This window comes from Bacillus sp. YH3-2-B2 (assembly GCF_053663335.1).
In genome coordinates this window covers 859,152-872,592 of the sequence record NZ_JBSJQE010000001.1, presented here as the reverse complement: position 1 = coordinate 872,592, position 13,441 = coordinate 859,152, and the positions used below count along the sequence as shown (strand labels likewise).

Sequence of the window (13,441 nt, the reverse complement as noted above, 5' to 3'; positions counted from 1 at the left end):
CCTTCCCACTCCTCTCTTATTTAAATGCTTTCCAAAACATTTTTTTCGCAGGAAGCTCTTGTTTCTCCGCTCGTACGTCAGGTTCTTTTACCAGAGCCTTACGTCTTAATGACGGTACCGGCAGCGGCTTTCTTTTCATTCGGGTATCTTTTTCTTCCCAAGCTTCCAGAATGACGTGGGCGTTCGTTCCGCCGTCGGCAAAGCAGTTGATGGCTGCTGACGGTCTGGCTGCATCCCATTCGCCGGCTGTTTTATGAAAGTGAAAATCTGTCTTTGTTATATCAAAATGCGGCATCGGTTCGTCTCCTGAGAGAAACGGAACCGTTTGTTTATGCTTCAGCATTAATACGACTTTAATGAAGCTTGCGATGCCTTCGGCGCAAAGCGGATGCCCGATGTTCGGCTTGATTGACCCGATGCCGAGCGGAACATGCGGACCTGAGCGGTATACAGATTGAATCGCCTTCAGCTCAAGCAAATCAGTCACCGCGGAACCCGATCCGTTTGCTTCGATATAACTGATGTCTTCCGGCTTTTTGCCGCTTTTGAAAAGCGCGCTTTGCATAACGTCTTTTTGCGCCTGCATATTCGGGGCTGACGGGCCTGCCGTTCTGCCGTCATTGTTCATGGCGGCAGCCTTAATGACCGCGTGTATCGTGTCGCCGTCTTTTTGCGCCTGGCTTACTGTTTTTAACAGAACCATGCCGACGCCTTCACCGAGGACAACTCCGCCTGAACGCTTGTCAAATACGTGAAATGCCGGTTTTTCGTTTAACAGCCCGCGCTCTTGGAACATCCGGTGCGCCGCATCCGTGTTCAGCAGGCTGACGCCGCCAACTACCGCCGCTTTGATATCGCCGCTTCTCAGTGCCTGAACGGCCATGTTCATTCCTGTCAAAGCCGATGAACAAGCCGTATCAAGCACGATGCTCGGCCCGCGCAGATCAAAAAATTGCGAAACGTTTGCCGCTAAATAATTCTGCCCGCCCGCAACAATCGGGTTGCGGGTATTCGCAAGACTTTCAGGATCGGGCTGATGCTGGCTGCGGCCTCCGATATAAACACCGGCTTCTATGCCCTTGATTTCTTCACGGGTATAGCCGGCATGGCACCAAAGTTTCAAGCTCTCTTCCAGCACCGCCAACGCCTGAGGGTCCATCGCTTTCGCGTCGTTTTCCGGAATGAAAAAGAATTCGGAATCAAAGTGATCCATATTGTCAATCAATCCCGCAACATATTGATTTGCATATCCGAAACGTTCCGCCGGGACGGAGCCGATTGCGGACCTGCCGCTTCTCAGCAAATCCCAATATTGTTCTAACGATTCCGCTCCCGGAAAACGGCAGCTCATTCCGACGACGGCAATGTCTTCAGTTACGGCATCACGCTTTTGTTCAGTGTGAACCGTTTGTACGGCAGCCGGAACCAACATTTCTGTATCAGGTTCCTCCCTTTCTGCAAGCAGCGGCTGACCATTGGATACAAGCCATTCGGCAAACGCGTCAATCGTCGGATGTTCATATAAAACAGACGGATCTAAGTCCTCTTTGAGCGCATGATTCATTTGCTGTAAAAGCTGTGCTAAAATGATCGAATCAACCCCGTAATCCTGAAACGGTTCGTCTGTTTCCAGTTCTTCCGGAGCGATTTTCAGCTCATCGGAAAACAGTTTCACAAGCCACGCCTTCGTATCAAGAAGCAGTTCTCTGTCTGAATGTTTGTCCGCGTCTTTGCCGTTTATTACGGCTTCAGTCTCTTTTTGTTTTTTCTCTTGACAGAGCAGCCTGTCGGGATGCCATTCGCTCCGATCCACGATAGCCGGCAGAACGGACGGGCGGATGTTTTCAGATAAAATGCGGTCCAGCAAGTCAAGTCCTTCCGCGTTGGACAGTCCCAGCAGCCCGGTCTGCTTCAGGTTTTCTGTGCGGACTTCACCCAATCCGGTTTCCTTCCAGTTCGGCCATTGAATGCTGACTAACGGATATTGATGCTGATGAGCCGCCGCGAAATAATCCATGTACGCATTTGCCATCGCATAATCCGACTGTCCCGCCGCGAGCGCCGGAACGACTGCAGATACTGAAGAAAATAAGACAAAAAATTGCAAAGGATCATTTGTGAAAAGGCTGCTTAATGTTTGAAGCCCGGCGACTTTCGGTTCCAGCACTTCTTGTATATCGTCGGCAGTCTTTCTGATAAACGCCGGATTTACTGAATTAACCGATCCCGCACAGTGAATGACGCCGCCGATCGGTCCCATCGTGCGCCGGATCGTTTCAATTTCCGCTGCCGCCGCATCATGATCAGACAATTTCAGACTGATCACCGCCACTTGCACTCCTTTTGCTTCAAGCTCTTCAATCGCCCGTATCTTCTCTTTCAGCCTCGTATTAACGGCTGACCGTTCATGACGGGGAGGAATCGGCTCCCTGCCTGTCAACACTACTTTTTTCACGCCGTGTTTTTCTGTGAAATGGCGGGCGCATAAGAGACCCAGTCCCCTCGTCCCTCCGGTAATGAAAAGCACATGGTCTTCAGGAAACGGTGCTGGCTTATGTTCTGCTCGCTTCCCGCTTGGAATCTCGCTGAACAAAACACGGTATCTCTTTCCGTTTCGGCGGCAGACTTCCGGTTCTGTGCTGTCCGCCGAAAATTCATCTGCAATCTGTTTGGCAAGCGTCTGCTGATCCGTATCTGTATCGGCATCCATGTGTCTGGACGTCACGTTTTGATACTCATTTTGAAGCATTCTGTACAGGCCGCTTTTTGCCGCTCCTGCAAGATGAATCGTTTTCTGCTGAAATGGCTCCAAGCCTTTTGTTACATATAGCAGCGTCAGCGGCCGCGCTTGCCGGCGGCTTGTATCAATCAGAGTCTGGAGCCGGCTGATCCCTTCCAGTGAAAGGTCTTCGTCTCCGCATCCCGTCAGATCGATTGCGCCATCTATGTGATTCCAATCGCTAGCTGCAGTGTCAGCGGAATCGGCCGGGAAAATGAACGAGTCAGCGAAATGCTTTGCAGTCTCTTCGGCAAGCCCCGCTGTCCTTGCATCAGCCAGAATCATGACCGTCCTGCCGCTTTTCTCACCGGCCGAATCGACCTCACTCGGAACCCATTGCTTTTCTAAAAGCACAGCCTTGCGCCGGTCTTCTGTTTCCTGCGGTACGGCTTTCGGTTCAGGCAGCCAGTAAGGCTCCTTCGCAAACGGGTAAGCCGGCAGACTGATTCTGCGGGGTTTTTCGCCTTGATAGAGTCTGTCCCAGTCCGTCTGAAGCCCTTTGGCCCACAATTCCGCTATTTTGACGTATTTTTTCTTATCGAACCACGACCTGACAAGCTGCTTCAGATCATCGTCCGTTTCAAATGCTTTGATTTCTTTTTTTGCCGTTTTGATGTGGGCTTCATATATCCCTTCACCCGTATTTCCGTTTACAAAATCGGTTAAACGGCTGATCAGTTCTTCTCTCGAACCGGCTGTAACCGCAAGACGGTAATCCATCGCATCACGCCCGGTCTGAAGCGTGTATGCCATATCTGAAAGATTGATATTCTGATTGGCTTTTGCAAATTGGATCACAGACTCGGCATAGGTTTTTACCTGCGGCGCTTTTTTCGCCGACAGCACAAAAATGTTTGTCTCATCAGACTTACGGCTTCCCCGGTCTTTCGGCTGATACTCTTCGATAACGAGATGAGCGTTTGTGCCGCTGTAGCCGAATGAGCTGACACAGGCCCGCCGCGGTGCTCCGCCTGTTTCCCAAGGTTTAAGTTCGGTATTGACAAATAAAGGCGAGTCATCGAAATCAAAATGTTCATTCGGCGTGCTGAAATGAAGGGTCGGCACAAGCTGCTGATGTTTCATCGACAGCAGAACCTTCTGGACGCTTGCTACACCTGCCGCCGCCGACGTATGCCCGATATTCGATTTAACCGAACCGATGGCGCAAAATTGTTTGCGGTCCGTTTTTTCCTTGAATACAGAAGATAAGGCTTCTAATTCAATCGGGTCCCCCTGCTTTGTGCCGGTGCCGTGCATTTCCGCATAGGTGATGCTCTCAGGGTGGATGTTGTGCGCTTCATACACTTGACGCTCTAAATCCATTTGGCTTTTCGCGCTTGGTGCGGTAATGCCGTTGGTTTTTCCGTCCTGGTTAATTCCTGATCCGATAATGACTCCGTAAATATGGTCTTGATCGGCTTCCGCATCTTTCAGCCTCTTCAAAACGAGCGCCCCCGCGCCTTCGCCAGGCACAAATCCGTTCGCACTGTTATCAAATGCTTTACATTGGCCGTCAGGAGACAGCATTCCTGCTTCACACATGCTGATGTATGATTCAGGCGTTAAATACAAGGTGACGCCGCCGACAAGGGCCATGTCAATTTCATGATTCAACAGCGCCTGACGCGCCAAATGAGTCCCGACAAGAGATGAAGAGCATGCCGTATCAATCGGAATGGCCGGCCCTTTCAAATTGAGATAATAAGGCAGGCGGGCCGCCGCGATGCTGAAACTGTTGCCCGTCGCGCTTCCTCCTGTCTGATGTTTGTTTAACATCATGCCGTATTCATTGTTCATAATCCCCAAATAAACGCCGCAATTTTTTCCGTTTAATTCTTTTGAGCTGTAACCCGCATCTTCAAAGGCTTTAAAACCTTCCTGTAAAAATATCCGGTGCTGCGGGTCCATAAGTTCCGCTTCAGACGGAGATATATTAAAGAACAGCGGATCAAACTCTTCAATGCCGTCAAGCATACCGATTGATCTGCAGTATACTTTGCCCTTCTTGTTTAAGGCCGGATCATAGTATTTGTTTACATCCCAGCGGGAAAGCGGGATGTCGCGAATGGCGTTTTTCGCATGGGCTAAGTTGTCCCAATATGTCTTTAGGTCCGGCGCATCCGGGTACTTGCCCGACATGCCGACGATGGCTATCGCGTCCACTATCTCGTCTTTAGGCTCCCGTTTGGCCTGCACCGGTTCAGGTTCCTTTTGAACCGTTAATCTCTCCGGCTCGGCAGGTGTTTTCTCCTGCGGGGCGGCTTGCTGCGTAAGCGGCTTTGGACGTACGGGAACCGCCTGTTTTTTTCTTCCGCGGACGGACGGCTGCGTGCGCAGAAAATCGGCAAATTGACGGATTGTCGGATAATCATACACTTTCGTTACATTACAGTCCGTGCCGTACCGTTTATTGACGGCCTTTATCCATTCAAGACCGGTAATCGAATCCATACCGAGGTCAATAAAGGCCTCATCAATATCCACTTCATGCCGCTCCATGTACAATACATCAGCCAGTGCTTTTGATAACTCGTCATGCACCGCTTCAATCGGTTCTTCCGGTTCGGCGGAAGCTGCCGTTTCAGACATCGCCTCCAGAATATCCGCTTCTGCTTGTATCACATGCTGCTTATGAGCGTTTAAAGGCTGCAGCAGTATGTTTGACGGTTTTTTTACGGCCTCTGTTTTCTGCGGTTCGGCTGCTTCCTCAAGGATCGGTTCTGTCCCGAGCTCTTTTTGCAAGAAGGCCGCAAACTGGCGGATTGTCGGATAATCATATACCTTCGTCACCGTAAGGGACGTGCCGTACGCTTTATTAACGGCCTTTATCCATTCAAGACCGGTGATTGAATCCATGCCGATATCAATAAATGTGTCATCTGCGTCGATATCGTCGGCATCCATATATAAAACGTCCGCCAACCTTTCCGTTAATTCGGCACTTACTTTTTCAGCGGAAACCGCCGGACTGGAAGCAGACTGTACGGTTCTTTTCGGTGTCGCGCCGCTCAAAGGCTGCAATAAAATGTTTGACGGTTTTTCTTTGGCAGTCTCCTCGTGAAGAGTTGTTACTTCAATGACCGGTTCCGGGACGGCCGCCGGTGCGATCGGCGCAGACTGTGTTTCGGCCGGTCTTTTGACAGCTGTATCAGCTGATGTGTCGATCCAATAACGGTCTTTTGCAAACGGGTAGGCCGGGAGACTGATTTTTTGCGGTCTGCCCATTTGATACAGCTTATCCCAATTCAGCGGAAGGCCCTTCACCCAAAGCTCTAATACCTTTGCGGCTTTGCCTTTTTCAAGCCATGCCTCAATTGTTTTTTCCATGTCCTCATCAGCCGCAAACAGCGCCATCGTGTCTTTATTCTGTTTGACTTGTCCGCGGTAGAGCCGTTCAATTGACTCCTTGCCGCCCGTAAATTCGTCAAGCTTTTCTTCAAGCTCGCGCAAATTGCTGACAATGATTCCGAGACGCTCTTCCATCGGTTCACGTCCGATTTGAAGCGTATAGGCGATCCGGCTCAGATCCGCTTCCCGGTAACGCCCGCTCCGAAGCGTATCAAGAAGACGTTCCGCCCGTTTTTGAAGCCGTTGTTCATTTTTCGCGGAAAGGACGATCATCGACGGATGAGGTGCGGCAAAAGCCGTCTCCTTATCCTCATCAGCGGTATATTCTTCGATGACGATATGAGCGTTGACGCCGCCGGCTCCGAATGAGGAAAGCCCCGCGGTTCTCGGCAGTTCTTTATTTACTCCGTTTTCATTTATGACCGGTCTTTTCCACTCTTCAAGCGTCTGCTGCACTTTAAACGGCGTAGCGAGAAAATCAATATTCGGGTTAAGCGTCCGGGAATGCAGTGAGGGTGCGAGTTTCTTATGTTTCATTTGCAGGAGCACCTTCGTCAGACCCGCGATGCCCGCCGCGCTTTCACAGTGCCCGATATTGGATTTCGCTGAGCCGATGGCACAAAACTGTTTATCTTGTGTTTGTTCTGAAAAGGCTTTTGTCAGACCCGTGATTTCAATCGGATCACCGAGTGAAGTCCCGGTACCGTGGGCTTCAATGTAGCTGACCGCCCTCGGATCGGTTCCCGCGTCTTTTAACGCCTGTTTGATCACCGCGGCTTGGGCGTTCGGGTTCGGTACGGAATACCCGTTTGTTTTTCCATCATGGTTTACGGCCGTTCCTTTGATCAGGCCGTAAATATGATCACCGTCCGCTTTCGCTTTAGAAAGCGGCTTAAGGAGTACGGCTCCCACTCCTTCACCGGGCACATAACCGTCCCCGCCTTCACCGAAACTTTCACATCTGCCTTTGCTTGATAAAAATCTGTTCTGGCCGAGCATCAAATATTTATTCGGATGAACGGATACATTGACGCCCCCGGCAAATGCTGTCTCGCATTCCCCGTTCCGCAAGCTTTGGCATGCCAGATGAATGGCTGTTAAAGAAGAAGAGCACATCGTATCCAGCGCCATGCTCGGACCGTTAAAACCGAATACATAGGAAGCCCTGTTCGCAATTGATGACGGATTTCCGGTCAGCGCAAGCGATTTTCCGCGCGCCTGTTCTTCGGCTCCGTAAAGCTGATATTCCTCATACATGACGCCTACGTAAACACCGACATTGGCGCCAAGCAAATCACCCGATGTTTCCGTGAGCTTTTTGCGCGTGTAACCGGCATCTTCCATCGTTTCGTAGACACATTGCAGGAATAACCGCTCCTGCGGGTCCATCAATTTTGCATCCCGGGGCGAAATAGAGAAGAATTGCGGATCAAATTTGTCCACGTCTTTCAAAAATCCTCCCCATTTTCCGTACGTCTTGCCTTCTTTATCTTTATCAGCGTCGTAATAAAGACTGTGATCCCAGCGATCGTTTGGAATTTCGGTTATGCAGTCAGTGCCTTCACTCAAGTTCTTCCAAAATTCCTGAAGATTTTCGGCCTGCGGATATCGTCCTGATATACCGATAATCGCGATATCTTCACGCTCCGTCACTGGATTTTTCCGCGTGTCTGTGCGGACTTGCGCAAAGCCTTTTTTGCCTTCATTCCGTTTGGAAACGGGCTTTATTTCGGCTTTTTCAGACAGCGCCGGTTTGGCTGCAGGGGTTTCTTCTGTTTTCATCCCGGTCACTTCCAGCAGCGTGTCCCGGTGTGCTTTCATAAAATACTGCGCCAGCGATTCGATATTCTGGTACTCGAAGAACAATGTTTTTGACAATGAACCGAAGCTCTTTTCCAGCCGGCCCGTCAAATGCATAATCATAATCGAATCAATTCCGTAATCTTCCATAGGCGCCTTGGCGTCAATTTTGCCGACAGGAAGTTTGGTTACTTCCGAAAGCACATGTTTCAAGAAATGCTCCGTTTTTTCTGCAAGCATGTTCTCTCCGCCTGCTGTAAGACCTGCCGTTTCTTCCGTTTTGCTGCCCTTATCCGGCTGATCATCCGCTGATTTTTTCAGAAACGCCCGGATTTTTGCGGCGTAGCCTTCCGTCACCATGATTTGGGATGTGTTTGCCGCCCACCCGCGGTACAAAGCATGGATGCCGTTTTCTGTTTTCATAGGGACCATGCCGCTTTCTTTTGTCAGCATCGCTTCCGTTTCAGCATCAACCGTCATGCCGCCGTCTTTCCAAAGCGGCCAGCAGATTGAAAGGGTGTGTCCATAGCGTTCATTTCGGGCTTTTTTACGGTTTCTTTTTTCACTGAAGGCGTTCATAAACGCATTGGCCATCGCATAATCAGCCTGGCCCGCGCTTCCGGCGCTTCCGGCTCCGGAAGAGAAAAGAATCAGAAAATCAAGCTCAATGTCCTTTGCCGCTTCATCAAGATGAACCAGCCCGGAGACTTTCGGCGCCAGTACATCACGGATTTCATCTTTGTGCTTTTTCAGAATATAGTTGTCTTTTATCGTTCCCGCGCTGTGTATGATACCGTTTAATCCGCCGTACTTCCGGCAGATGTCCGCTGTGAGCGATTGAACTTCTTGTTTTTCCGTCATGTCCGTTTGTTTGTACACGGCTTGCGCGCCGAGATCGGACAGTTCTTGAAGCTGGACTTTTTTACGGTTATCCAACAGAGAACGCCCCGTTAAAATAAGAACGGCGTCTTTTGCATGCCGGGCGATTTCTTTGGCGAATAAAAATCCGAGTCCGCCCGCACCGCCTGTGATCAGATAAACACCTTTATCCTTCCACGGCTTTTCGGCGCCGAACTGTTCAAGCCCTGTTTCCTGCCATTGTGCCGTATAGCGCTTGCCGTTTTCATAGCGAATATGCTTGTCATCAGGATGAGCGCTGCATTCTTTTACATATCGGGACAGCGTGTCTGCCTTGACGTCCGGCTCCAATTCAATCAGCTGGCCGGTCAGGTTCGGGTTTTCAAGCGCCGCTGTTTTCAAAAGCCCCGTTAAGCCGCAAAGGAGCTGCGTATCCGCTTCTTGAGGCACGACAATCTGAATGAGCTCGCGCCCGCCGGAATTTGAAGCGAGGATTTTCTTCACTTCTTCGAACGCCTGAAGCGCACAAGCTTCAAACCGTTCGTCTTCACTCTTATGCTGATCACGGAGCACATGACAGCTGAAGTCTGTCTGTATGCTGTTCATTTGATCCGTAAACCGGTCTGATATCATCACGTGACGGGCTTTGAAATGAGTCGGTGCTTTTTCATGTACAGCGGTCTTCTCTTCCCATACGTGTTCAAAAAATAGTGTATCTGTTTTATCCGTTTCAATTTCCCGTGCGGAATAACCAGTCATTTTCACACATACATTGCCTTGTTCGTCACATACATCAATATCCAGCTTCTGCACGGCATCTTCAGGCTTGCTTTCGCCGCTGTACGCAATGGAAACCCACATATCGCTTTTACAGCTTTTCAACACATCAATCTGTTCGAGAGCAAACGGCAGCATCGGCCTTATGTCAGTCCCGTCTCTGTCAAGCATTAACCCGATTGTCGCGTGGAAGGCCGCATCCAAAAGGCTCGGGTGAAGGACAAACTGATCTTTTGTATGAGAAATAGATGACGGGAGTGAGAGCTTCGCGAGCACTTTGCTGTCTTTTGCATAGATTTCCGTGACCGCTTTGTGAGCATCCCCGTATTCAATCCCCATCTGTTTGTATGCCTGATAGCAAGCGTCAGGTGTGATCAGACGGCGTGACTCTCTTAATTTGTCAATCTCGATTTTGGCCGGTTCGCCCGCTCGGACAAACGCCGCGCTTCCTTGCGCATAGAGAACGGGCTCTTGTTCCGAGGAAGCCGATTCACTGTAAACCGTGAAGCCCATCTCCCCATTTTCTTTATCATAAAGACGGAGATACAGTTCTGCGGACTCATCCGCCGCTGTAAACGGACGTATCCATGCGACATGTTTCAGACGGACTGTTCCTTCTTCCTTCGTTTCTGCCGCGTGTTCAACGGCCGCCCGGACCATTTCCAGATAAGCCGCTCCCGGTAACGTCCGCTCGTTTTTGACGACGTGATCTTTCAGGAAAAATTCTCCGCCGCTAAAAGAGGACCGGAAACGGACGCCTGACATGTTTGATACATTTTCATGAAGGAGCGGATGCAGCATGCCTGCCCTGTTTTGCGGCAGCGATTCTCTTTTCTCCGCCTTTGGCACCCAATACCGGATTTTTTCAAATGGATATGTCGGCAGGCTGATCCGATTCGGTTTGTTTTCACTGTACAAGAGATTCCAATCCATCGTTCCTCCGCCGGCCCACTTTTCGGCAATCATCTCCAGACTCCCGGAAGAAAGCCAATTATGTATCAAGTCCGGAGCAAGCTCTGCCTGTTTGCTTTTATCGGCTCGGTTCCGCCAGCACCCGCTGACCGTTTTACCCGCCAGAAAGCCTTCCAGCCGCTCTTTGAGCTGTGTCATATTCTGAGCGGTGAACGCAACCCGCTCCTCCATCTGTTCACGGCCGATCTGAAGTGTATACGCCGCATCCTCAAGCGGCAGGCCGGGATGAATAAATGCAGACAGCTTCGCAACATACTCTTTTAGCCGTTCTTCATTCCGGGCTGAAACCGGGAAAATGAATGTCTGTTCTTCTGCCGGTTCAGCCACTGTTCCGTGTGATTCTTCAGGGACAAATTCCTCCAGAATGAGATGTACGTTTGAACCTGTCGCCCCGAAAGAACTGATGCCCGCACGCCGGGGATATACGGTCTCATTTCCGTTTTCCTTTACTGAGGGCTGCTGCCATGCTTCGGTATGATGCTGGACGTAAAACGGTGATTGCTCAAAATCTAAATACGGATTCAGCTCCTCGGAATGAAGAGACGGCACCAGAGTTTTATGGTGAAGCTGCAGGGCAACTTTGCTTAAGCCGCTGATGCCCGCCGCCGATTCCGCATGGCCGATATTGGACTTCACTGATCCGATCGAACAGAACTGTTTGTCCTGTGTGTACTGGCGGAACGCCTTGACAAGGCCTTGAACCTCGATCGGGTCGCCGAGAGAAGTTCCCGTCCCGTGCGCCTCAATATAACTGACCGTGCGCGGATCGATGCCCGCTTTGTCCAGGCATTCTTCAATCAAATCGGCCTGCGCGACAGGACTCGGCACGGAAATTCCGCTCACTGTCCCCACGTGGTTGACGGCACTGCCCTTTATCACCGCATAAATCCGGTCTCCGTCTTTTACCGCCTCTCGCAGCGGTTTTAATAAAACGGCACCGATTCCTTCAGCCGGTACATAGCCGTCTCCGTCTTTCCCGAATGTATGACAAACCCCGTCTGTTGAAAACATGTCCCATAAACCGTATGTCAGATATTTATTCGGATGCAGCGACAAGTTGACGCCTCCGGCAACCGCCGATTCACATTCCCCGCGCCGAATGCTTTCCGCAGCAAGGTGAACCGCAGTCAGCGAGGATGAACAGACCGTATCGACCGCCATGCTCGGCCCGTGAAAATTGCAAAAATATGAAACTCTGTTTGCGATTTGCGCATAATTAAGAGAAAGCGGGAATACATGATCTTCAGAAGAAGCTTCAGCTCCGACCAACGTATAATCCTTATGCATCACCCCTGCGAAGACGCCGACGCGCTGTCTCTTATTCCGTCCGCGCGCCTCTGCGAGCGATTTCGGCGTATATCCGGCATCCTCAATCGTTTCCCAGCATGTTTGTAAAAACAGCCGTTCCTGAGGGTCCATTGTTTCAGCTTCCCGCGGCGTAATCCGGAAAAATTGGGGATCAAAGCAATCCGGATCATCAATAAATCCGCCCCATTTTGAAATGCTCTTTCCGGAAGGCGACTTTACATTTTCAAATTTGCGCCAGTCCCAGCGAGACTCCGGAATTTCGGTGACACAGTTTTTTCCTTCTTTCAGGTTTTCCCAGAATTCATGAATATTTTCGGCCTGCGGATAGCGGCCGGCCATGCCGATAATCGCGATATCTTCATCTTGCGGAACACTGCTTTTCCGTCTTCTTTCTGTTTGCTTCTCAACCTGCTTCTCTATTTTTGCAGGAGACGCGCTGAAATGGCTTCCGTACTGCTCTGTCAGGAAAGCTGCCAGCTCTGCTGCCGTCGTATATTCAAACAGCAAAGTCGGAGAAAGGGTTGCGCCGATTTTTTCGCTTATCGTTTCGACGACGTCAAGCAGTCCGGACGATGTCAGCCCCATTTCATAGTAGCCGACTTGAGAATCAATCTGTTCAAGCGGCTTGCCGATTTTTTCCGCCATCAGATTCATGACATACCGCTCTGCTTCCTCATGCGGGTGTCCGCCTTCAAGCGATGCCGCAACTTCCGGTAAACCGGCTTTTTCAGGAGACTTCTCAGCAGTCTTTCGGTCTGTATTGATCAGCTCGGCATCCCGCACGAGCTTGCTTGTAAAATCTTTCAGCTCGGCTACTTTTCGGCCGGATGTGTTAAAAAACTCCAGTGTAATGTAAATGAGCTCTTTTTCCTGCCTGAGCGACGAACGTTTGATTCTCGTGATGCAGCCGGCCTGCAAAGGTTCGGAAGCTGTAAAAGATTCGTAGAAAAGAGGCAGAAACAGCCTCTTTTCCCCATTTAACAGCGAGGAGATCAATAGGTTTGCGCCGACGCCGCTTCCGTCAAGAAGAGTCGGATGGAACAAAAACCCTTCGGCCTGTCCCATCGCGTCTTTTCCGAGCGATACATCAAAGGTGACGCCGTCCCGCTCCTCAAACACTTCTCCTTCCGCTTTCATGTATCCGCTGTGAACCAATTCCTGGCTTCTGCATTGTGCATACAGCTCATTTAAATCGATGGTGCGTTCCGCCTCGCGTTTGACAGAGTCAAGATCAAGCGTGTCTCTGAAAACTGCGGGTGCCGTCTCGTGCATTTCCGCTTTGACGTAAATACGTTCTTCCGGCTGGACTCGTCCGCCGCTGACCTCAGCCCCTTTTGCGGTAAGTTTCCAGCGCCCTTCTTTTACCTTCGTACATTCAACCGTAAGCTTGACGGCGCTGTCTTCTTTCGCGATAAGCGGCTGATATATGGATAAATGGCGCAGCTGAAGCACGTCGTATGAATAGCCGCGCTCTTTGAAAATCTGATAAAACATATCAATATAAGCCAATCCCGGAAGGACTTTTTGTCCGTAAACGTCATGATGTAAAATAAACGGATTTTTCAGCGATAAAGTGATTTGCTTATTGAAGTTCTTCAC

Annotated in this window: 1 protein-coding gene; it reads right to left on the bottom strand. The window is 50.3% G+C overall.

The window, feature by feature from the left end:
• Positions 1–16 precede the first annotated feature (16 nt).
• Positions 17–13,441, bottom strand: coding sequence for an SDR family NAD(P)-dependent oxidoreductase (locus tag ACWJJX_RS04215; RefSeq protein WP_454022751.1), 13,425 nt, complete (start codon positions 13,439–13,441; stop codon positions 17–19).